The sequence below is a fragment of the Enterobacter cloacae complex sp. IR5441 genome (genome assembly GCF_049238215.1).
Taxonomy (GTDB): domain Bacteria; phylum Pseudomonadota; class Gammaproteobacteria; order Enterobacterales; family Enterobacteriaceae; genus Enterobacter; species Enterobacter hormaechei_C.
Genome location: NZ_JBMKIA010000029.1, coordinates 1,501 through 22,549, shown reverse-complemented (window position 1 = coordinate 22,549; position 21,049 = coordinate 1,501). Strand labels below are relative to the sequence as shown.

Annotated in this window: 22 protein-coding genes and 1 pseudogene; all 23 read left to right on the top strand. The window is 53.3% G+C overall.

The annotated features are described in order from the left end of the window. Positions 1-14 precede the first annotated feature (14 nt). Positions 15-1,004: a terminase small subunit gene (locus tag ACOTX5_RS21335; RefSeq protein ID WP_023314672.1), complete on the top strand. Its 990-nt coding sequence runs from the start codon at positions 15-17 to the stop codon at positions 1,002-1,004. After that, positions 982-2,289, top strand: coding sequence for a terminase large subunit domain-containing protein (locus ACOTX5_RS21330; protein WP_126489759.1), 1,308 nt, complete (start codon positions 982-984; stop codon positions 2,287-2,289). Before ACOTX5_RS21335 ends, ACOTX5_RS21330 begins: the two co-directional genes overlap by 23 nt. Position 2,290: 1 nt before the next feature. Further along, positions 2,291-3,679: a DUF4055 domain-containing protein gene (locus tag ACOTX5_RS21325; protein ID WP_045911871.1), complete on the top strand. Its 1,389-nt coding sequence runs from the start codon at positions 2,291-2,293 to the stop codon at positions 3,677-3,679. A gap of 1 nt (position 3,680) precedes the next feature. Next, positions 3,681-4,772: a phage Mu F like family protein gene (locus tag ACOTX5_RS21320; protein ID WP_045331452.1), complete on the top strand. Its 1,092-nt coding sequence runs from the start codon at positions 3,681-3,683 to the stop codon at positions 4,770-4,772. A gap of 86 nt (positions 4,773-4,858) precedes the next feature. Beyond that, a complete protein-coding gene (locus ACOTX5_RS21315) occupies positions 4,859-5,629 on the top strand; it encodes a hypothetical protein (protein ID WP_045911870.1) in 771 nt (256 codons plus the stop codon). A 12-nt stretch (positions 5,630-5,641) separates the two neighbouring features. Further along, positions 5,642-6,595 carry a major capsid protein gene (locus tag ACOTX5_RS21310; RefSeq protein ID WP_045911869.1) on the top strand — a complete coding sequence of 318 codons (954 nt, stop codon included), beginning with the start codon at positions 5,642-5,644 and terminating at the stop codon, positions 6,593-6,595. Beyond that, complete coding sequence (locus ACOTX5_RS21305) at positions 6,547-6,876, top strand: Ig-like domain-containing protein (RefSeq protein ID WP_158002220.1); 330 nt, start codon at positions 6,547-6,549, stop codon at positions 6,874-6,876. Before ACOTX5_RS21310 ends, ACOTX5_RS21305 begins: the two co-directional genes overlap by 49 nt. Before the next feature lie 36 nt (positions 6,877-6,912). Next, positions 6,913-7,395, top strand: a complete 483-nt coding sequence (locus ACOTX5_RS21300; RefSeq protein WP_045343117.1) for a DnaT-like ssDNA-binding protein — start codon at positions 6,913-6,915, stop codon at positions 7,393-7,395. 1 nt (position 7,396) lies between these two features. Further along, positions 7,397-7,747 carry a hypothetical protein gene (locus ACOTX5_RS21295; protein ID WP_045343118.1) on the top strand — a complete coding sequence of 117 codons (351 nt, stop codon included), beginning with the start codon at positions 7,397-7,399 and terminating at the stop codon, positions 7,745-7,747. 1 nt (position 7,748) lies between these two features. Next, positions 7,749-8,333 carry a hypothetical protein gene (locus ACOTX5_RS21290; RefSeq protein ID WP_045911868.1) on the top strand — a complete coding sequence of 195 codons (585 nt, stop codon included), beginning with the start codon at positions 7,749-7,751 and terminating at the stop codon, positions 8,331-8,333. Continuing rightward, entirely contained in the window at positions 8,330-8,740 is a 411-nt protein-coding gene (locus tag ACOTX5_RS21285; protein ID WP_045911867.1) for a DUF4128 domain-containing protein, read from the top strand. Before ACOTX5_RS21290 ends, ACOTX5_RS21285 begins: the two co-directional genes overlap by 4 nt. Positions 8,741-8,797: 57 nt before the next feature. Continuing rightward, positions 8,798-9,469, top strand: coding sequence for a phage tail protein (locus ACOTX5_RS21280; protein ID WP_063945258.1), 672 nt, complete (start codon positions 8,798-8,800; stop codon positions 9,467-9,469). Between the two features lie 61 nt (positions 9,470-9,530). Next, complete coding sequence (locus tag ACOTX5_RS21275) at positions 9,531-9,842, top strand: phage tail assembly chaperone (RefSeq protein ID WP_022651271.1); 312 nt, start codon at positions 9,531-9,533, stop codon at positions 9,840-9,842. Continuing rightward, on the top strand, positions 9,734-10,153 hold the full coding sequence (locus ACOTX5_RS21270; protein WP_306438767.1) for a DUF1799 domain-containing protein: 420 nt from the start codon (positions 9,734-9,736) through the stop codon (positions 10,151-10,153). Before ACOTX5_RS21275 ends, ACOTX5_RS21270 begins: the two co-directional genes overlap by 109 nt. After that, positions 10,150-13,062, top strand: a complete 2,913-nt coding sequence (locus tag ACOTX5_RS21265; RefSeq protein WP_063438836.1) for a phage tail tape measure protein — start codon at positions 10,150-10,152, stop codon at positions 13,060-13,062. Before ACOTX5_RS21270 ends, ACOTX5_RS21265 begins: the two co-directional genes overlap by 4 nt. A 74-nt stretch (positions 13,063-13,136) precedes the next feature. Further along, the gene (locus ACOTX5_RS21260; protein WP_020690998.1) at positions 13,137-13,490 is read left to right on the top strand and encodes a hypothetical protein; all 354 of its coding nucleotides are present in this window, start codon (positions 13,137-13,139) and stop codon (positions 13,488-13,490) included. Between the two features lie 56 nt (positions 13,491-13,546). Next, the gene (locus ACOTX5_RS21255) at positions 13,547-13,894 is read left to right on the top strand and encodes a phage tail protein (protein WP_015570921.1); all 348 of its coding nucleotides are present in this window, start codon (positions 13,547-13,549) and stop codon (positions 13,892-13,894) included. Continuing rightward, on the top strand, positions 13,891-14,646 hold the full coding sequence (locus ACOTX5_RS21250; protein WP_032654526.1) for a phage minor tail protein L: 756 nt from the start codon (positions 13,891-13,893) through the stop codon (positions 14,644-14,646). The genes ACOTX5_RS21255 and ACOTX5_RS21250 overlap by 4 nt, the downstream gene beginning before the upstream one ends. A 1-nt stretch (position 14,647) precedes the next feature. Next, complete coding sequence (locus ACOTX5_RS21245) at positions 14,648-15,358, top strand: C40 family peptidase (RefSeq protein ID WP_045911863.1); 711 nt, start codon at positions 14,648-14,650, stop codon at positions 15,356-15,358. Positions 15,359-15,391: 33 nt separating this feature from the next. Next, positions 15,392-16,021, top strand: coding sequence for a tail assembly protein (locus ACOTX5_RS21240; protein WP_015570918.1), 630 nt, complete (start codon positions 15,392-15,394; stop codon positions 16,019-16,021). A gap of 52 nt (positions 16,022-16,073) precedes the next feature. Beyond that, complete coding sequence (locus tag ACOTX5_RS21235) at positions 16,074-19,655, top strand: host specificity protein J (protein ID WP_058686851.1); 3,582 nt, start codon at positions 16,074-16,076, stop codon at positions 19,653-19,655. A gap of 1 nt (position 19,656) precedes the next feature. Continuing rightward, positions 19,657-20,622: a DUF6453 family protein gene (locus tag ACOTX5_RS21230; protein ID WP_045911861.1), complete on the top strand. Its 966-nt coding sequence runs from the start codon at positions 19,657-19,659 to the stop codon at positions 20,620-20,622. A 59-nt stretch (positions 20,623-20,681) separates the two neighbouring features. Then, a pseudogene (locus tag ACOTX5_RS21225) lies at positions 20,682-21,049 on the top strand (phage tail protein); the annotation flags it as partial.

The window sequence follows — 21,049 nt, the reverse complement described above, 5'->3', positions numbered from 1 at the left end:
TATTGGAGTGAATAATGGCAAAACCGGACTGGGGAGAGCTTCAGCAACGGTTCCTGTCCGAACATGCCGCAACCGGCGTATCACCAAAGGAATGGTGTGAAGCGCAGGGACTGAACTACGCTACCGCCCGTCGATATATCAAAAAAACTTCTGCGCAAAAACCTGCGCAGAAAAAAGTGCGCATTGCGCAGAAAGAACAAAGCGCAAATGAGCTGATGGATGATGATGGACTTACTGCTCAGCAACGCTTATTTGTTGCGGAATACCTAAAGGATGGTAACGCCACACAAGCAGCTATCAGGGCGGGTTACAGCAAAAAATCCGCTGAACAAATTGGTTATCAACTCCTTCAGAAAACTTCAGTTGCCCAGGCTATTGCACAACAACAGAAAGCCTCCATTGCGCGCACGCTTGGCGGTGCCGATGAAGTCCTCGCGCAGATGTGGCAGCTTGCCACCTTCGATGCAAACCAGCTATCGCAGTATCGCCGCGGCGCGTGTCGTTACTGCTGGGGATTCGGTCACCAGTACCAGTGGCGCGATATGGTGGAGTTCGAAGAGAAACGACTCGAAGCGCTTGAGCGGAAAAGTCGCGAGCCCGCTGATGTTGGTGGCTATGGCTATGACCATAATCGTGAGCCTAACCCTGCCTGCCCACGCTGTAACGGCGATGGTATCGGCCAGCCTTACTTCGCTGATACGCGTAAACTCTCGCCAGTCTCGCGACTCGCTTACTCCGGCGTAAAGGTCGGAAAGAACGGCGTCGAGATAACCGCTATCAGCCGTGAGCGTATGTTCGAAGCCGTAATGAAACGGCTTGGCCTGGCGGATAGCGAGTTCGCTCAGCGTCTCCAGCAGATCGAAATCGACCGCCGGCAGCTGGAGGTTGAGAAACTCCGCAAAGAGCTGGCCGGTGATGGTGATGGTGACGAACCGACCCCAGTTCAGATCAATATCAACGTAGTGGACGCGAGGGCGGAAGATGGGGATCAGCCCGACACTTAACATTCCTCAGGCGCGTTTCCTCGCGATGCAGCACAAATTCAAAGCCTACGTTGCCGGGTTCGGTTCCGGTAAGACGTGGGTGGGTTGTGGCGGCATCTGTAAGGGGATGTGGGAGCACCCTAAAATCAACCAGGGTTATTTCGCGCCGACGTACCCGCAGATCCGTGACATCTTCTACCCGACGATTGAGGAAGTGGCCTTTGACTGGGGGCTGAACGTCATAATCAATGAGGGGAACAAAGAGGTTCACTTCTACGAGGGGCGACGATACCGCGGAACCACAATCTGCCGCTCAATGGAGAAGCCAGGCTCGATAGTTGGTTTCAAAATCGGTAATGCGATGGTGGATGAACTGGACGTCATGGCGGCTGCCAAAGCGCAGCAGGCCTGGCGAAAAATCATCGCCCGTATGCGTTACAAAGTCGACGGGTTGCGTAACGGCATCGATGTAACGACTACGCCGGAGGGCTTCAAGTTCGTCTACCAGCAGTTCGTGAAGGCGGTCCGCGAAAAGCCTGAGCTTTCTGCTCTGTATGGGCTGATTCAGGCCAGCACGTTCGACAACGCGAAGAACCTGCCCCCGGATTACATTTCCTCGCTGCTGAGTTCTTATCCTGATGAACTGATTCAGGCATACCTGCGCGGGAAGTTCACCAACCTCAACAGTGGGACCATTTACCACACCTTTAACCGTAAACTGAACAACTGTTCTGACGAGATTCAGGATGGGGATCCGTTGTTTATCGGTATGGACTTCAACGTAGGGAAAATGGCCGCGATTGTTCACGTAAAGCGTAACGGGCTACCGCGTGCGGTTCGCGAACTGGTGAAAGTCTACGACACGCCGGCGATGATTAAGCGTATCCAGGAAGAGTTCTGGCGATATGAGGATGGGCGTTATGTGAAGAGCCGGGAGATTTACATCTACCCGGATGCGTCAGGCGACTCCCGCAAATCGCAGAACGCCAGCAAGACGGATATTGCCCAGCTTAACGATGCCGGCTTCAGTGTCATCGTTGATGATGCCAACCCGCCGGTTAAAGACCGCATTAACTCAATGAACGCCATGTTCTGCAACGCCAACGGTGAGCGCCGCTATCTGGTCAACGTCCAGAATTGCCCGGTCTACACCGAGAGCCTCGAGCAGCAAATCTGGGCGGCTAATGGCGAACCGGATAAATCAGCGGATAACGATCACCCCAATGATGCTGGTGGGTACTTCATTGTGAAGGATTACCCCATCGTGAAACCGGCATACTCAATCACCATGGACACCACTTTCTGATATGGCAAACGACGACATCACCTGGGTTCGACCAGAACACCGGGCGGCTTCTGCTGCCTGGCGGAAATACAGAGACTTTTGCAAAGGCGCTGAGGCCGTAAAAGCGGCGGGCAATAAGTACTTGCCTTATCTCGATCCAACCGATAAATCCACGCGCAACCGTAAGCGCAACGAGGACTATCTGCGCCGCGCTGTATTTTACGCCATTGCCGGCAATACGAAGATCGGCATGCTTGGCATGGCGTATCGCAAAGACCCAACGTTTAACGGCCCGGAGAAGCTGAAATACCTGCTGGATAATGCTGACGGGGCGGGTACCAGCATTTATCAGCAGTCGCAGCTGGTGGTTGAGAACGTGCTGGAGGTGGCGCGTGATGGGCTTTACGTTGACTATGCAGAGGCATCAGACGAAGCGATCATTCTCCGCTATCCGGCAGAGAACATCATCAACTGGCGAACAAAGCGAATTAACGGACGCGATCAGCTGGTACTGGTGGTCCTGCGCGAATGCGTAGAAGAGCCGGATGGTTACGCTTACAAGGACGAAATTCAGTACCGCGAGCTGGCGCTGGAAGAAGGGAAGTTTATCTGCCGTGTATGGCGCCGGGCAGGTGGCACCGCAAGCGGAACCTACAGCGTTGACAGTGAATACCACCCTAAGCCGAAAGGGAAGGACTACTGGGACGAAATCCCGTTCACCTTTGTCGGTGCTCAGAACAACGATCCCACTATCGATGATTCACCGCTGGCCGCGCTGGTGGAGATAAACCATGGCCATTATCGAAACAGCGCTGACTATGAGGACAGCGTGTGGTTCTGTGGTCAGGTGCAGCCGTATATGACTGGGCTTGATACCAACTGGCGAGATCACCTTGAGAAGACCGGAGTAAAAATTGGTTCCCGTTCACCGCTAATGCTTCCCAAAGATGGCTCGTTTGGCTATGCCCAGGCGCAGCCGAACATGCTGGCTAAAGAGGCCATGGACAGCAAACGCGATTACATGGTGCAGTTGGGCGCCAGGTTAATTGAGCAGAACGCCACGGCGAAGACTGCAACGCAGGCAAGCGGTGAACAGAGCGCATCAACATCAGTGCTGGGTATCTGCGTTTCAAACGTTTCCGAGGCTTACACGCTGGCGCTGGGCTGGTGTGCGAAGTACCTCGGAATTAAGGACGAATCGACGAGCTACACCATCAACCAGGAATTTATCGCGAAGGTTGCCGAATCCGGGATGGTTACCGCGATTGTTAATGCATGGCAGTCCGGCGCACTGCGCGATACTGACATGATTCGGGCGCTTCAGAAACTCGACCTCATCAACCCGGCAGACAGCCCGGATGATGTGATTGATGCGCTCCGCAATCAGGCGCCCTCATTGACCGGGGGCTGATATGGCAACAGTCAACGAAAGTTTGCGGGATGAGGCCATTACCCATTCCGTCTGGATTAGCCGCTATGCGACGGGCGTGGCTAACCGAATGGTGAAGCTGCTCAACGAGACAGACGCAGAACTGTCTGCCCGCCTGCTGGATGCACTGGATCGGCTCCCGGCTGATAGCTTCACGGTTACACGTCTGGAAAGCTTGCTCGGCAGCGTACGCGAACTTAACCATCAGGCTGTCGCTTCGATGCAGTCCGGGCTAGAAGGGGAACTGCTTGCGCTTTCCAGGAATGAGGTCAGTTATCAGCTGAGCCTGTTCGATTCCCTTCTTCCCTCACAGGTGCTGGCACGCTACCCGCTACAGGGAATCACCGCTGATATGGTTTATGCCGCGGCGATGGCTCAGCCATTTCAGGGGCGCCTGCTGAGTGAGTGGACGGAGAATCTGGAATCGGACAGGCTGGCGCGGATCGTAAACGCTGTACGCCGTGGCTATCTTGCTGGCGACACGGTTGAAACCATCGCCCGAAGCGTGCGCGGTCATGCCAATAAAGACTATCGCGACGGCGCGCTCCAGATGAGCAGGGCAAATGCCGCAAGCATCGCTAAAACAGCCGTGAATCATCTGGCTGCTACCGCCCGCAACAGCTTCACCAGCGCCAACAGCGACATCGTGAATGGTAAGCAGTGGCTGTCTACGCTGGACAATAAAACCAGTCACGACTGCATCATTCGCGACCTGCTGCGCTACACCCTGGATAATAAACCGATCGGGCACAAAGTACCTTACCTGCAAGGGCCCGGGAAAATTCATTTCTGTTGCCGTTCTACTGAAACTCTGATTATCAAGTCCTGGCGCGAACTCGGCATTGATATTGATGAGATGGACGAGGGCACTCGTGCCAGCATGGATGGGCAGGTACCTGCTAAAACCACGTATCTTGAATGGCTCGCGCGTCAGCCAGCTCAAAGGCAGGATCAGGTTCTGGGTGCCGAGCGTGGCCGTCTGTTCCGCGCGGGTGAAATCGACCTGGCTGATATGTTCACTGACAAAGGCGAGTGGATCAGCCTGGAACGTCTTAAGCAGCTATCAGGTCCTTGAACCTGGCAACTATCACTTTCTACACGCCCTGGCATCCGCCGGGGCTTTTTTATGGGCGAGGCCCGACAAAATCCCGAGGGGAAATTATGTTAATTCGAAACATGCTTCTGAAATATTACGCACCTGAAAGCGGCGGTGAGGGCAGTGGTGGTGGCGGTATCGAAATCACCCCCGAAATCCAGAAGCTGATTGATGAGCGTGTGACCAGTGAAGTTACAGGCCTGAAATCAAAAAACTCTGAGTTGCTGGGCACCATCAAGCAGCAAAAAGAAAACCTGTCACGTTTTGACGGTATCGACCCAGACGCTGTACGCGGCATTCTCCAGCGTTTTTCTGACGATGAAGAGGCGAAGCTTATCGCCGCCGGAAAAATTGACGAGGTGCTGGATAAGCGTACCGAGCGCCTGCGTGCTGACGTTGATAAGCAGATCAAAGCGGCAAACGAACGCGCGGAAAAAGCTGAAGCGTTCTCCAACAAATTCCGGGATCGGGTTCTCGGGGATGCAATCCGTGCAGCAGCCTCCAAAGCGGGCGCGCTGCCTGAAGCTTCTGACGATCTTATTCTGCGTGCCAAAGGCACATTCCAGCTCAACGACGAAGGCGAGGCCGTAGCAGTTGATGCAAATGGCGATGTTCTGTTCGGCAAAGACGGCAAAACCCCACTAAGCCCGCTTGAATGGGCGGAGTCTCTCAAGGAGACGGCTCCACATCTGTTCCCGCGCGCAGAAGGCACGGGCGCGGGTGTACACAAGCCAAACGGTGGTGGAAGCCTGAAACGTTCCGAAATGAGCGCCAGCGACAAAGCGGACTACATCCGCAAACACGGCCAGCAGGCCTTCCTCAAACTTCCGAAATAAGGGATTCAAACCATGGCAACGACTGTTAATTCCGACCTGGTTATTTATGACGATCTGGCGCAGACCGCGTTTCTTGAGCGTCGCCAGGACAACCTGGAAGTGTTCAACGCTTCCTCCAACGGTGCGATTTTGCTGGATAACGAACTGATTGAAGGTGATTTCCGCAAGCGAGCCTTCTACAAAGTGGGCGGTTCTATCGAATCGCGTGACACGAACTCCACCGATAAAGTGACCGGCAAGAAGATTGGCGCCGGTGAATCCGTATCCGTCAAAGCACCGTGGAAATATGGCCCGTATGAAACCACCGAAGAGGCATTCAAACGCCGCGGCCGCTCTGTCGACGAATTCTCCGAAGTGATCGGCGTTGATGTGGCAGATGCCACGCTGGAAGGCTACGTGAAATATGGTCTGAAAGCACTGACTGCGGCGATTGGTGCTAACACCGACATGGTCGTAACCGCCGACATTGCGACCGACGGTAAAAAGACCCTGACGCGTGGCCTGCGTAAATACGGCGACAAGTTTAACCGCGTGGCTCTGTTCGTGATGCACTCTGCGACCTACTTCGACATTGTTGATGAGGCGATTGCCAACAAAATCTACGAAGAAGCTGGCGTGGTGGTTTACGGCGGGCAGCCTGGCACGCTGGGTAAACCTGTGCTGGTAACCGACACCATGGACGCTGATGCGATCCTTGGGCTGGTGGCCGGCGCAGTGACTGTTACCGAGTCTCAGGCACCAGGCTTCCGTTCCTACGATATCAACGATCAGGAAAACCTTGCGATTGGCTATCGCGCTGAAGGTACCGTGAACGTTGAACTGCTGGGCTACAGCTGGGATACCGCCAAAGGTGATAATCCTGACCTGACCGCCATCGGTACCGCGGGCAACTGGAAGAAACACTTCACCAGTAACAAATCCACTGCGGGCGTTCTCATCAAACTGGAATCCGCGGTGGGGGAGTAACTCTGTCAGCGGATAAAACCTCCGCAACTGCTGACAGCACAGACGCGGTAACTGTTTCTCTTAAGTACACGCTGAATGGCTCCGGTGTATCCGGTAAAACCGTCGCGTGGACTTCCACAGGCGGCACGCTTAGCACGGCCAGTTCTCAAACCGGCTCTGCTGGTGGTGCAACGGTGAAACTCACATCAGACGTTGCTGGCACCTTCACGGTAACCAGCACGGTTGAAGGAGTGGCGAAAACCACTGATGAGATCACCTTCACTGCGCCTGCCGGAGAATAACGAATGGGGCGAAAGCCCCATAAACAGGATGATTCGATGATCAATACCGATATCACCTCTCCTGATGCCAACAGCTACGTCAGTGAAGAGGATCTTGCCTCATTTGCGGAAATACGCGGCATTGAACTGCCTGGCAAGCTCACACCTTTGCTGATTAAGGCAATGGATTACCTGGAGGGGCTGGACTGGGTAGGCTCAAAAGCTGACCCGAGACAGGCTCTGGCATGGCCACGCGTGAATGTCGTTCTGGATGAACATGATTTCCCGCCGGATGAAGTTCCACGGCAGGTTTTAACCGCGCAGTGCATGCTGGCGGTAGAGGCAATCGACGGAGATTTACTCTCCAGCGTGCGCGAAGCCGCTGTGAAAACTGAACGTGTGGAAGGTGCTGTCACCATGACCTATGCGGTCGCAGATGGTGAAGTTTTCACGCCGTCCTATCCTGCTGTCATGGCGCTGTTAGGCGACCTTGCTGGTGGTCGAGGTTTCGCCATCAATGCATTTGCAGAGAGGGTCTGATATGGCGATTGATTACCTACGTATGCAGGCCAGAACAACGCGCATGCTCAGGCAGAACGGAGCGTTATACAACGTCACCCGCAAGGGTTCAGTAACGGTTATCGGTGGAGTCGAGCATAAAACGGATGATGTTCAGTTCACTGCGATCGGCGTTAAAACGGAATACGCACCCGGCGAAATAGATGGAACGGTCATCGTTAACGGCGACGTGCAGATCGTTTTTACGGCGGAGCAGGAAATTAAAATCGGCGACGTAGTCGATATTGATGGCACAGCCCACCGGGTTATCAAACCCAACCCGGCAAAACCTGCCTCGCTGGTACTCTGCTACAAAGCGCAGTTGAGGGCATAGCATGGGAGAGAACACGGCATTCCTCGCTGAAATCACAGCATTCGTCAATAAGGCGAAAACGAATCAGGAAGCAGTGGTGCGCGCCGTCGGAATCAAAATTCTTAACCAGCTGGTGGTGATGTCCCCAGTGGGCAACCCGGAGTTGTGGGAAGTTAACCAGACAGCCGTTTCCTATAATCGCGCTGTTTACGACCATAACGAGGCGCAGCGGGCAAATCCCGACAACCTGACCAAAACCGGGCGACTGAAGAAAAAAGCCCGGGTGGTGGATGGGATGGATATCAAAGCACCGCCGGGGTATACGGGCGGACGCTTTCGCGGTAACTGGCAGGTATCGTTTGATGCTCCGACAACTGATGAAACGGGACGAATAGACAAGACCGGCGACCTGACAAAAGCAGCCGGGAACTACACGCTGTCACTGTTCAAAGTCGGGATGAAGGCCATTTATTTCTGCAACAACGTCCCGTATGCATACCCGCTTGAAATGGGGCATTCCACACAGGCACCGGGCGGAATGGTCCGTATAACCGCTGCTGAGTTTCAACGCTTCTTTGAGGAAGCTATCAAGGAGGTGTCCTGGTGATTCCTGATATTGCATCTGCACTGGCCGCCAGACTGGGTACCTGGGCCGATGCCGAGGGCATTTCAGTTGCATGGGAGAACGTGCCGTTTACACCTCCTGCTAACGACATATACCTGGCCGTACACGATATGCCCGTTACGCCGCGGACAATCGATCTCGGATTGCGCTGCCGGACTTATTCAGGCGTGTACCAGATCAATGTCGTGGCGCCAGCCGGCTTAGGCCGTACCTCAGTCGTTTCTCTGGCGGGCAGATTAGTGGAATTGTTCCCTGAGGGGCAGGAAATTGCAGGAAGTGACTTCACCTGCTGGATCACCAGCACGCCAGCAATTTTTCGCGGTATCCCGACAGCTGTTTCCTACACCATTCCCATCAGCCTGAACTACCGGGCCGACATCATTAACTGACCCCGTCAAAATCATCGGCCATTGTGCCGGTTTTCTAATTTCACAGGAGTAACCATTATGGGCTTCGCACTGCCTAACGGCGCTCATGTTTATCTGGCCTCGGGCTACGGCCCAGCCATTACTTTCACCGGCGCGACGAATGCTGAGCACGCGGTGATCACCGTCAGCTCCGCGGACGATATCGCGGTCGGTGATATCGTTCACGTGAACTGCAACTGGTCGGGTATTGATAACGTTATCGCGAAAATCGACGCGATTGCGGAGAATGCTGTCACTCTTCGCAACATCAATACCACCAACAAAAACAAATACGCGGCTGGCGGCGGTTCCGGCTCTATTCGCAAAATTGAAGAATGGACCGAACTGCCACAAATCACTGAGGTATCGAAATCCGGTGGTGATCAGAACACCACGCAGATTCAGTTCCTCAGCGATGACCGTCAGCGCAACCTGAATACCTATAAATCTGCCGTCTCTCAGACTTACTCGATCGCTCACGATTCAAGTCTCCCGGTATATCCGTTGCTGCGCCAGCTGGATGAAGACGAAGAGACTGTGGCGGCTTATATGTACGTTTCGAAGGCGAAGGAGAATCGTTACTGGGCGGCCACGGCATCTTTTGACGACACGCCGACCACGGCGGTGAACGAAGTCGAAACGGTAAGCGTCGTGCTGAACCTGCAATCGCCAGCAATGACGTTCTACAAAATCACAGGCGCCGCGGCATAAGCCAGGCATAACGATAGTCTAAGCCTCCTCCATGGAGGCTTTCTTTCACTAAGAGGCAACGATGGCGACTAAATTCACCCTTCAGCCCAAACCAACTTTTAAGGCCAACGTCTCGATCCCGCGCGCTGGCGATGAGGATGGCGTGCTGACATTCACATTCAATCACAAGCCACTCAAAGAACTGGCGGATCTGGAGAAAATGGAAGGCAAAACCGCCACTGATTTTCTGATGGAAATCATTGCTGGCTGGGCACTTCCCGATGCATTCAACGCGGAAAACCTGTCGGTGCTGCTGGAAAACTATCCGGCGGCAATGAAGGCAATCCCGGAAACCTACTACCGAGAGTTGATGGGGCAGCGCGAAAAAAACTGATAGCGGTTGCCTCTGCATTCTATACGCCTGAACCCACAGCGGCAGACCTGGCACCCTATGGGCTTACGCCGGATGACTATGACGATCAATACATCGACGTCTGGCCAGATGTATGGCCTTCATTCCTGGTGTTTCAGGCTGTCAGCACGCAGTGGCGCACGGGCATGGGAGGCGCATCAGGTCTTGATTACAACGTGCTGCCCTGGGTGATGCGCCTGCACAACGTCGACGACGAGGCAACCGCGCTTTCGGACATCCGAATCATGGAGTGCGCCGCACTAAAAGTTATGCATAAAGAGAGGGCGGAATGAGTAACGACATCGCCACGATTTCCCTGCGTGTAAATACCACTGAGCTGGAGCGTGGTAACCAGGCACTGGATCGCTTTCAGGAGACTGCGTCCGCCGCAGCAGGTAAAGCGGATGACCTGAACAGTACGTTCCGCACCGGGATCGACAACCAGAAAAAAAACAGCGAAAGCCTGAAACAGCAACGGCAGGAACTGCAAAACCTGCTGAATAAAATCAGCCCTGTTAACAAGGCGCTGGACGAGCTGGATACCATTCAGGAAAGCCTGTCTAAATTCCGGAGCAAAGGTCTGGTGGGTGACGAGGATTTTACTCGTTACAACAGCGTGCTTGAGACGACCCGCGCGAAACTGGCGCAGGTCATGGAATCTGAAACAGCAGAGGGCCGAGCTCGCATTGAGCAGGCACAGGCAGCGCAACGGGCAACTGCCGCAGGCAAAACTTTTATCGACTCACTTGAGGACCAGGTTGCAGCTATCGGAAAAACCCGTGCAGAGTTACTCGAACTGAAGGCGGCCCAGCTTGGCGTGTCGGACCGCGCTGCGCCAATGATTGCCCGACTAAAAGAGCAGGAAGAGTCCTGGAAATCTGGAGCTATCAGTGCGGGGCAGTACCGTAATGCCATGCGTTACCTGCCAATGCAAATGACGGATATTGTGACCTCACTGGCCTCCGGTATGCCGGTTTATATGGTTGCTATCCAGCAGGGGGGGAAGCTGCGTGATTCCTTTGGTGGGGTGGGGAACGCGCTAAAAGCGATGTTATCCATGGTCACCCCGGCGCGTGTAGCGATTGGTGGTCTGGCCGGTGCAGTTCTCCTTGCCGCGAAGGCAGGATCTGATTACTTCACTGCCTATGACGAAATCAATAAAGCTATCATCCGCACCGGAAACATTGCCGGTACGTCAGCGCTACAGATTATGGCATCCTCCCAGTCAATCTCTGCTTCAACCGGGGCTACGGTGGGCACTGTCCAGAGTCTGATGACAGAGTTAGTTGGTATCGGCTCAATGTCTCAGCAACAGCTTGAGAAAGCTACCAAAGCGACGGCGCTGGCAGTTGAAACTGGCATTGTTTCGACTCAGGACATTACCAAGGCTTATAAGGATATTGAAAAGGATCCGGTTAAGGCTCTTCAGAACCTTAATGAGCAATTCAACTTTCTCACCGTTTCACAGCTTAAGCACATTGACGAGTTAGTTAAGCAGAAAGACCAGACCGCTGCCGTTACTCAAGCTATGGATTTGTTTGCCGACACGATGGCAGAGCGCGGAGAGCAGGCTTACGACTCGCTGACACCATTTGGCCGCCTGTGGCTTGATATCAAGGGATGGGCATCTGAGGCTATGCAGAGAATCGGTCAGTGGGTAGCTGAACTGGCATCAAACACGCTAAAGGAATTTAACGCAATTTATTACAGCGTCGCGATAGTTTTCCAGAAGCTGAACCAGATTATTTCTTCTTCTATCGCGGCTGCGATTAATCTCGTTCCTGACTGGGCGAAAACTGATACTTTGCAGGGATGGCAGGACTATAACGAACAAATGGCCGGCGCTTATGGTAACAGCGTGTCTCAGCTGAAAAAGGACTGGGACGCGGCTGACATTAGCGCAGGCAAGTACCTCGATACATCCCGCAAGATAAGCGCCGCGACCACTCAGAAGGATCGGGAAGCAGTCGCTTCGTTTGGCAAAAAAACGAAAACAGGAAAGCAGGGCACTGTATCTGCTGGCGACCGCAGTACTGACGCTGCTCAGACCGAATTGCTGGCGCTTCAGGCGCAGTTGCGTGCTCTTCAACAGCATAAAGGGCTGAACGACACTATCAGCCAGCAGCGCAAAGATCTGTGGACCACTGAGGCGAAATTTCAGGTGCTGGAAGAAGCCTCGCGTTCACGTTCCCTGACAAAGCAGGAACGATCCCTGCTGGCGAGTAAAGACCAGGTGCTTCAGTTGGCACGGCAGAAAGCCCTGTTAGGTGATCAGATTACCGAACAGGAACAGCTGAACAAGCGAATGGATACCTCGCAGAAATACGTCACGCAGATGACAGAGAAGCAGGCTGCTTTGGTCGGTGGAGCTGGAATGAGCGATCGGTTAGCTCAGCGTGAACTCGCGAAAAGTCAGCTTGCCGCAGGTTGGGTGAACGCCGGCGGTTCTCTGGAGGACGTTGGTTATCAGAAGCAGCTCAAAGCGGCGAATAATTACTATGCCGCAGAGGACAGGTTGCGTGGCGACTGGTTGACCGGCGCGAAAAAGGGCTGGGCTGAATTTGAGGACTCCGCAACCAATGTTTACTCACAAGTGCAGACAATTACCAGCAATGCATTCACCGGTATGGCCAGCACTCTTACAGACTTTTTTACCACTGGAAAAGCTAACTTCTCAGATTTCCTGACAACCTTTTTGAAAGGAACAGCCCAGATGCTGACACAGTTGGTGCTGGTTAACGGAATGAAGTCTGCGTTTGGGGGGACATCATTTGGTTCATTTTTCGGATTTTCTAGTGGCGGCGCAGTTCCGGAATTCGATACTGGCGGCTACACAGGGGATGGAGGAAAGTATCAGCCAAAAGGCGTGGTGCATGGTGGCGAATTCGTCTTCACCAAAGAGGCAACAAGTGCGCTGGGGGTTGGAAACCTCTATTCACTTATGCGAAGCGCACAGGGTTATGCAAATGGCGGTTATGTTGGCCACGCTCCGATGTATGGGTTTCAGTCATCATCGGCCGGTGGGGTAAGTATTCAAACGTCCGTAGTTGTTCAAAACCAAAATTCACAGCAGCAGACTTCTGCAAATAACGATGCTGTTTCTCGCGCTTACAAGCAGACTATTGATCAATCTGTTCGGGCAGGTATTGCGAAACAACTTCAGCCTGGTGGGCTCATCTGGAATGCAACAAAATCAAGATAAGAGACATGGTGTTTGTTTTATCACATTATTCATCATGTTAAGATGTTTCCGATTGCAATCAAAGGAAACTTAAAATGAAGAAGGTAGTGGCTTTAGCTCTTGGGGCTTTAATGTTGTCTGGCTGTACTGTTCGCGTTGCTGATATGACCGTTGGTAGTACTAAAAATTACAACCTGAACGCAGCTAAGTTTGAAAAAGGTCAACGTGTGACTGGTGAAGACAAAGCTCCAATTGTTATTTTCCCGCTGGGCATTCCAAGCGTTAAAACTGCAATGGATCGGGCTATTGAAAAAGACAAGTGTTCCGTAGGCCTAAGCGATGTTGTTATTTATCAATTAAACCACGCATTTCTGTTCGGCACATATGGTTACCGTGTTGAAGGCACGCAGATTATCGACAAGTCTCAGCTTGGTTGTGAAACCCGCTAATTTCCTTCTCATATTATCACAAGCCACCTTCGGGTGGCTTTTTTTATGGAGCAAACATGGCACTGGAAACGTTCACCTGGCGAACGCAGATACAGGCGGGAATGGAAGGAACGTTTAGCCATAAAACCCGCTCTGCAACCTTTGGCGATGGCTATGAGCAGATTGCAGGGGAAGGCATCAACCCTGAAAAGCAGTCATGGCCTGTAACCCTAACGGGCAAAAAAACGGACATGCTCCAGGCCCTTAAATTCTTTCGTTCTCACGTTATAAAGTCATTCATCTGGACATCGCCAGTTGGCGAAACTGGGCTCTACCGGATTGAGGCCGAATCAATCAAGTCACAGCCCTTATCCAGCAACGTTCTGACCATTTCCGCAACATTCAAACAGGCGTACGCACCATGATCACAGCAGACTATCAAAGCCTTGAGCCCGGTAATAAAGTCCGGCTTATCGAAGTTGATGGCTCTACGTTCGGCGTGGATGATGTACTGCGATTTCACGCATACAACCTCCCGCACACAGAAGAAGAAATCGCTGCCGCTGGTGGCGATGAATCAAAGCTGAAGGCGAAAAGTATCTGGTGGCAGGGGGAGGAATATGCCGCCTGGCCGTATCAAATAGAAGGGCTTGAAGCCTCCACAGACGGCAACAGTGCCCAGCCAACACTCACGGTTGCAGATATCGATAGCAAGATTACAGCGCTGTGCCTTGCTTATGACGATATGCTACAGGCGAAAGTCACTATCCATGACACTTATTCGCATTATCTCGATGCGAAGAACTTCCCAGCAGGTAACGCAACAGCTGATCCGCAACAGGTCAGAAAACGAGTTTTTTTCATTGATGGTAAAAGCAGCGAAATTCCGGGCGAAAGTATCGAATTCGTACTCGATAGCCCGATGTCGTTGCAGGGTAAGATGATCCCCACGCGCCAGCTTCATTCCCTGTGTACCTGGTGCATGCGCAATAAGTACCGAACCGGTGACGGTTGCGATTATGCCGGAACCAGATACTTCGATAACAATAATAATTCTGTCGATGATCCCTCGCTTGATGTCTGTAACGGCACGCTCACGGCGTGCAAACTTCGCTTCGGAGAGAATGAAGAACTGCCGTTTGGTGGTTTCCCGGGAACGTCTTTAATCAGGAGCTGATATGCGTCAGAAAACCATTGATGCGATTATGGCGCATGCAGCCGCTGAATATCCTCGTGAGTGCTGTGGTGTGGTGGCGCAGAAAAGTCGTGTTGAACGTTATTTCCCGTGCCGGAATCTTGCCGCGGCGCCGGAGGACAATTTTGTCCTCTGCCCGGAAGATTACGCAGCTGCTGAAGACTGGGGTACGGTGATCGCCATCGTTCACAGCCACCCTGACGCCACTACGCAGCCGAGCGAACTGGATAAAGCGCAATGCGACGCAACGCTTTTACCCTGGCATATCGTGAGCTGGCCCGAGGGGGATTTACGCACCATTCAGCCGCGCGGAGAGCTGCCACTGCTGGAGCGTCCGTTTGTGCTTGGTCACTTTGACTGCTGGGGGCTGGTAATGAGCTATTTCCGGCAAAAGCATGGTATCGAACTCCACGATTACCGGGTTGATTATCCCTGGTGGGAAAACGACTATCCGGACAACTTCTATCAGGATTGCTGGTACGAGTGCGGATTCCGTGAATTCGACGGGCCGCCGAAACCTGGCGATATGGTGATCATGCAGGTTCAGGCTGATAAGTGGAATCATGCGGGGATTCTGCTGGAAGGCAACATGCTACTGCATCACCTTTATGGGCATCTGAGCCAGCGCGTACCTTATGGCGGTTACTGGCGTGAGCGCACAATGAAAATATTGCGGTTTAAAGACTGTTTCTGATAACCGCCTGTGACAGTTTTTTTTGGGGAAAAAATGGCTGCATTACTCAATGTTGAGCCTGTCCGCACAATTCGATTGTACGGCGTGCTAGGTGCCACCTTCGGGCGTGAATATCGTTTATCAGTAGCTTCACCAAAAGAGGCCATCCGCGCCCTGAGCGTTATCGTGCCGGGTTTTGAGCGTTTCCTTAACACCAGCAAACAACGGGGTTTAACTTATGCGGTATTCAGCGGGAAACGAAACCTCGTAAACGATGAACTCAGTATGGACAGGAGCACAGAGGAAATCCGCATCGCGCCGGTGATCATCGGCAGTAAGCGAGCCGGGGTTTTTCAGACAATCCTCGGGGTTGCCCTTGTCGCTGTTGCTGCGTTCGTCACGGGAGGGGCCGCGATCGGGATTGGTGGGACTGCTTTTGCTGGTGGATGGGGAGCTGTGGCGGGGATTGGGGCATCAATGGCGATCGGCGGCGTAGTCCAGATGCTTTCTCCACAGACTACCGGGCTAGCCAGCAAGCAATCAGCAGATAACCGCGCCAGCTATGCATTTGGTGGAGTGACGAACACAACCTCGCAGGGAAACCCTGTCCCCATTCTCTATGGTAAGCGGCGAATCGGCGGCGCTGTTGCTTCTGCCGGGATTTACGTAGAAGACCAGCAATAACAAATATTTGTCAATCAGGCCACCTTCGGGTGGCTTTTTTTATGGGCGCGATATGGTTAAAACAATTACCGGACGTAAAGGCGGCAGCTCGAGTTCTCGCACCCCTGTCGAGCAGCCCGATGATCTCCAGTCCGTTGCGAAAGCGAAAATCCTGATGGTTCTCGGTGAAGGGGAGTTTGCTGGTGGGCTGACTGCGAGGGATATCTATCTTGACGGCACACCTTTACAAAACGCTGATGGTTCCGAGAACTTCAGCGGTGTCGTGTGGGAGTTTCGCCCAGGGACACAGGCTCAGGATTACATTCAGGGGATACCTGGCACAGAAAATGAAATCAGCGTCGGTACCGAAATATCCAGCGAAACATCCTGGACGCATACCTTCACCAATACGCAGCTTTCGGCGGTTCGCCTGCGCCTGAAGTGGCCATCTCTTTTCAAACAGCAGGATAACGGGGATTTAGTAGGGTACTCCATCAACTATGTGGTGGAGCTTCAGATGGACGGTGGTAGCTGGCAACAGGTCCTTGATACTAATGTGACCGGGAAAACCACATCAGGTTATGAACGCAGCCATCGTATCGATTTACCGAAAGCTGGCAGCACCTGGACCATCAGACTGCGCAAGATTACCGCTGACGCAAATAGTGCCAAAATCGGCGACACGATGACGCTTCAAAGTTATACAGAGGTCATCGATGCCAAACTGCGCTATCCAAACACAGCTCTATTGTACATCGAGTTTGATTCCAGCCAGTTCAATGGCTCTATTCCACAAATCGCCTGTGAACCACGTGGACGTGTCATCCGCGTACCGGATACTTACGAGCCGGAAACAAGAACTTATAGCGGTACGTGGCTTGGGACATTCAAATGGGCCTGGACTGATAACCCCGCGTGGATATTCTACGACCTGGTGGTTAGCGACCGTTTCGGGCTTGGGGATCGTCTCACAACAGCGAACATAGACAAATGGACACTTTACCAGGTTGCACAGTATTGCGATCAGATGGTGCCGGATGGCAAAGGCGGAAGTGGCACCGAACCACGTTATACCTGCAACGTCTACATTCAGGAACGCAACGACGCTTATACGGTCCTGCGTGATTTTGCTGCTATCTTCCGCGGGATGACCTACTGGGGCGACGACCAGATTGTGGCGCTGGCGGACATGCCGAGGGATGTTGATTTTACATACACGCATGCGAACGTTATCGATGGCCGGTTTACCTATTCCAGCAGCACCACAAAGAACCGTTATACCAATGCGCTCGTATCCTGGTCTGATCCCGATAACGCCTATTCTGATGCGATGGAACCTGTTTTTGAACAGGCGCTGGTTTCGCGTTATGGTTTTAATCAACTTGAGATAACAGCTATTGGTTGTACCCGGCAATCGGAGGCGAACCGAAAAGGGCGATGGGGGATCCTGACCAACAACAAAGATCGCGTTGTTACTTTCAATGTAGGGGAAGATGGCAACATTCCACAGCCTGGCTATGTAATCGCCGTAGCGGACCGAAATCTCTCCGGGCGCGACCTGGGCGGCCGTATCTCTGCGGTGAATGGTCGCGTGCTAACGCTGGACAGGGCGCCGGATGCTTCGCCAGCCGACAGGATGATTGTCAATCTTCCATCGGGTGTTTCACAGTCACGCACCATTCAGTCGATAACGGGCAATAAAGTGACCGTTACGACCGCTTACAGTGAAACGCCTGTGGCTGAGGCCGTATGGGTCATTGAGTCTGATGAGCTCTACGCACAGCAGTATCGCGTTATTACGGTAACTGATAATAATGACGGCACGTTCACAATCGTCGGTGCAAATCACGATCCGGATAAATTTGATCGCATTGATACCGGAGCCATCATTGACCAGCGGCCGGTGAGCGTGATCCCGCCGGGCAACCAGTCGCCGCCTGCGAACATCGTGATCAGCTCGTTTTCCATGGTGCAGCAGAACATTAGCGTCGAAACCATGCGCGTGAGCTGGGACCAGGCGCAGAACGCTATCGCCTATGAAGCGCAATGGCGCCGCAACGAAGGGAACTGGGTTAACGTGCCGCGCAGCTCCACCACGTCATTCGACGTTCCTGGGATTTATGCCGGGCGTTATCTGGTACGGGTGCGCGCCATCAATGCCGCAGAAATTTCTTCCGGGTGGGGCTATTCAGAAGAGAAAACGCTGACCGGTAAAGTGGGCAATCCCCCGAAACCGGTCGGCTTCATCGCTTCTGATAATGTGGTTTTCGGTATCGAGCTGAGCTGGGGATTCCCGGCGAACACCGACGACACGCTGAAGACGGAAATTCAGTACAGCCTGACAGGGACGGAAGACGATGCGATGCTGCTGGCAGACGTACCCTATCCGCAGCGCAAGTATCAGCAGATGGGCCTTAAGGCAGGGCAAATTTTCTGGTACCGCGCGCAGCTGGTGGACCGCAGCGGAAACGAGTCAGGGTATACAGACTTTGTGCGCGGGCAGGCCAGCATCGATGTATCCGATATCACAGATGCAATCCTGGAGGACATGAAAGGCTCCGATACGTTCAAAGACCTGATCGAGAACGCGGTGGACAGCAATGAAAAAATTGCTGGCATGGCTGACGACATCAAACAGGCCAACGACGAACTGGCGCAACAGGCGCAGGAAATAGCAAAAAACGCCCAGGAAATCGGTAAGGTTCAGACCAGCGTTACTAACCTGTCGAGCACGGTCGGAGATGTGTCATCCTCTCTTTCAGAGCTTGAGCAGACCGTCGCAACGGCTGATACGGCGCTGGGCCAGCGCATCGATAACATCAGCGTGTCTGTGGACGGCATGGCGGGGGGAGTGAAGAACTCCGCCATCGCGATTATTCAGGGCAACCTGGCGCAGGTGGCCGCGCGCAAAACACTGTCGGCATCGGTCGCCGGTAACAGCGCGCAGCTGGACCGCATTGATGAGGTGATCGTCAACGAGAGGGAGGCAACGGCGCGTTCGCTGCTGAGTTTGCAGACTGACGTGAACGGCAATAAGGCATCCATCAACAGCCTGAACCAGACGTTCTCCGATTACCAGCAGGCCACGGCCACGCAGATAAACGGCATCACAGCGACCATCAACGGACATACCTCAGCCATTACCACTAACGCTCAGGCCATTGCGAACGTTAACGGGGATCTGAAGGCGATGTACGGCATCAAGGTCGGGTTATCCAGCAACGGCCAGTACTATGCCGCAGGGATGGGGATCGGCGTGGAGAATACGCCGTCCGGCATGCAGTCGCAGGTTATCTTCCTGGCTGACCGCTTCGCCGTCACTCACCAGGCCGGAGCACAGGTCACACTTCCGTTCGTTATCCAGAATGGACAAACCTTTATCCGGAATACTGTGATCGGTGAAGGGACTATCGACAATACCAAAATCGGCAGCTACATCCAGTCGACAACCTGGGACGGCACCGGGAACGTCGGCTGGCACATCAACAAGTCAGGCTACGCGACGTTCAACAACGTGACCGTTCGCGGCTCGATTTACGCCACAAACGGTAATTTTTCTTTCAATGGCTCCGGCAACACAACGGTGATTAATGGTAATGGCGTAACCATTAATATTCCGGGTGGCGGCCGCATCGTACTGGGGACGTGGACATAAAATGCCGACAGGACTACTGATAGAACTGAATGACGGCGGAAAGCGCATGGAGATAACTGCGGGCCTGCGATGCCCGTCGTTTGGGGCCAACTTTGACAGTGGCTACCAGAAAGCCAAGTACGCTGATGTTGCCGGTTATGTTTCCGGTGCGCAGGTACTGTTTATCCCTCACGCGACGGCTTATCTTGATTCAGGGCTGCTTCATAAAATGAACTCGGTCACCATATCCGGTGGACGCGTGACGCAGAACTCCACGATGAAGGATGTAAGCATCAGTGAGCGTGAAAGTACGTACACGTTCCCCGGTAGCCTCTGGCAGATATTTCCGTCAGGCCAGCGTAGTGGTGTGGGCCTGCTCATCAGCAACAGCACTGACTTCACTTCAATAACCAATGCTACGCAGTCAGGACAGTGTATCTTGAAGGGTACCGTCAATGTTCCCACTGGCGGCTGGGCAATTCCCACGATAGCGGGGTATGACAAGTCCAAATATATCGTCTTTGGGCGCTGCAATAGCGGTAACACAGTCGATTTCGATGGCAACACGGTCAGGTTCTTCAGCCCTCCATCCACCAACGATGATGCTCCGACGACCGGCACGATAGATATTGTCATCTTCGCCAGTGGCGTGGCGCCGCAGCCGGGCACCGGGCTCAACATCTTCAATTCAGCCGGGGCCTGCACGTTTTCAACGACAAAGCGGCCTTTCGTCTACCTCAACCAGCTCTGGACGCCTTCGAAAAATGCCGTGAGCATCGGCAGCGGCTATGTTCCGCTGGGCAGATTCGGGCTGATGGCTCACGAAGTAAATGGCATGTACGTGTATCGAATGTTCGGAATAAAAATACAGAACGGCAGTGCTTCAGTTCAGGGTGGGAAATTTCTTGGGCGCGAGCGGTATGCAATTTTTGGTAATGACACGGTAACGCCACTGAACCTTCCCGTTCTTCCTGATATGTACGTCTGAATAAACTGTCTTTTTAATCAACCCCGCTCCGGCGGGGTTTTTTATTGCCTGGAGAAAATATGCTTTATAACACTGGCACCATCGCCATTAACGGAAATACAGCCACCGGCACCGGCACGAACTGGACGGCACCCGCCAGCCAGATTCGGGTTGGCCAGACGTTGTTTGTTCTTTCTAACCCGGTACAGATGTTTCAGATCACGGCCATCAACAGTGCGACGTCACTGACGGTTACACCCGCAGCGTCTCCGGCGCTCAGCGGCCAGAAGTACGGCATTCTTGTTACTGATAGTCTCTCGGTCGATGGCCTGGCGCAGAGCATGTCTCAGCTCATCAACGAGTATGACGAGAACATCGGCGCGTGGGAGACGTTCGCCACCACCTCAGCAAACCAGAACATCACCGTTACCATCAACGGCACTCGTGT

Excerpts from the sequence above, each read along its gene's own strand:
- ACOTX5_RS21335 (WP_023314672.1), top strand. The coding sequence starts at position 15 with ATGGCAAAACCGGACTGGGGAGAGCTTCAGCAACGGTTCCTGTCCGAA.
- ACOTX5_RS21320 (WP_045331452.1), top strand. The coding sequence starts at position 3,681 with ATGGCAACAGTCAACGAAAGTTTGCGGGATGAGGCCATTACCCATTCC.
- ACOTX5_RS21290 (WP_045911868.1), top strand. The coding sequence starts at position 7,749 with ATGGGAGAGAACACGGCATTCCTCGCTGAAATCACAGCATTCGTCAAT.
- ACOTX5_RS21230 (WP_045911861.1), top strand. The coding sequence starts at position 19,657 with ATGCCGACAGGACTACTGATAGAACTGAATGACGGCGGAAAGCGCATG.
- ACOTX5_RS21295 (WP_045343118.1), top strand. The coding sequence starts at position 7,397 with ATGGCGATTGATTACCTACGTATGCAGGCCAGAACAACGCGCATGCTC.
- ACOTX5_RS21240 (WP_015570918.1), top strand. The coding sequence starts at position 15,392 with ATGGCTGCATTACTCAATGTTGAGCCTGTCCGCACAATTCGATTGTAC.
- ACOTX5_RS21265 (WP_063438836.1), top strand. The coding sequence starts at position 10,150 with ATGAGTAACGACATCGCCACGATTTCCCTGCGTGTAAATACCACTGAG.
- ACOTX5_RS21325 (WP_045911871.1), top strand. The coding sequence starts at position 2,291 with ATGGCAAACGACGACATCACCTGGGTTCGACCAGAACACCGGGCGGCT.
- ACOTX5_RS21280 (WP_063945258.1), top strand. The coding sequence starts at position 8,798 with ATGGGCTTCGCACTGCCTAACGGCGCTCATGTTTATCTGGCCTCGGGC.
- ACOTX5_RS21260 (WP_020690998.1), top strand. The coding sequence starts at position 13,137 with ATGAAGAAGGTAGTGGCTTTAGCTCTTGGGGCTTTAATGTTGTCTGGC.
- ACOTX5_RS21310 (WP_045911869.1), top strand. The coding sequence starts at position 5,642 with ATGGCAACGACTGTTAATTCCGACCTGGTTATTTATGACGATCTGGCG.
- ACOTX5_RS21330 (WP_126489759.1), top strand. The coding sequence starts at position 982 with ATGGGGATCAGCCCGACACTTAACATTCCTCAGGCGCGTTTCCTCGCG.
- ACOTX5_RS21250 (WP_032654526.1), top strand. The coding sequence starts at position 13,891 with ATGATCACAGCAGACTATCAAAGCCTTGAGCCCGGTAATAAAGTCCGG.
- ACOTX5_RS21275 (WP_022651271.1), top strand. The coding sequence starts at position 9,531 with ATGGCGACTAAATTCACCCTTCAGCCCAAACCAACTTTTAAGGCCAAC.
- ACOTX5_RS21245 (WP_045911863.1), top strand. The coding sequence starts at position 14,648 with ATGCGTCAGAAAACCATTGATGCGATTATGGCGCATGCAGCCGCTGAA.
- ACOTX5_RS21235 (WP_058686851.1), top strand. The coding sequence starts at position 16,074 with ATGGTTAAAACAATTACCGGACGTAAAGGCGGCAGCTCGAGTTCTCGC.
- ACOTX5_RS21255 (WP_015570921.1), top strand. The coding sequence starts at position 13,547 with ATGGCACTGGAAACGTTCACCTGGCGAACGCAGATACAGGCGGGAATG.
- ACOTX5_RS21315 (WP_045911870.1), top strand. The coding sequence starts at position 4,859 with ATGTTAATTCGAAACATGCTTCTGAAATATTACGCACCTGAAAGCGGC.
- ACOTX5_RS21300 (WP_045343117.1), top strand. The coding sequence starts at position 6,913 with ATGATCAATACCGATATCACCTCTCCTGATGCCAACAGCTACGTCAGT.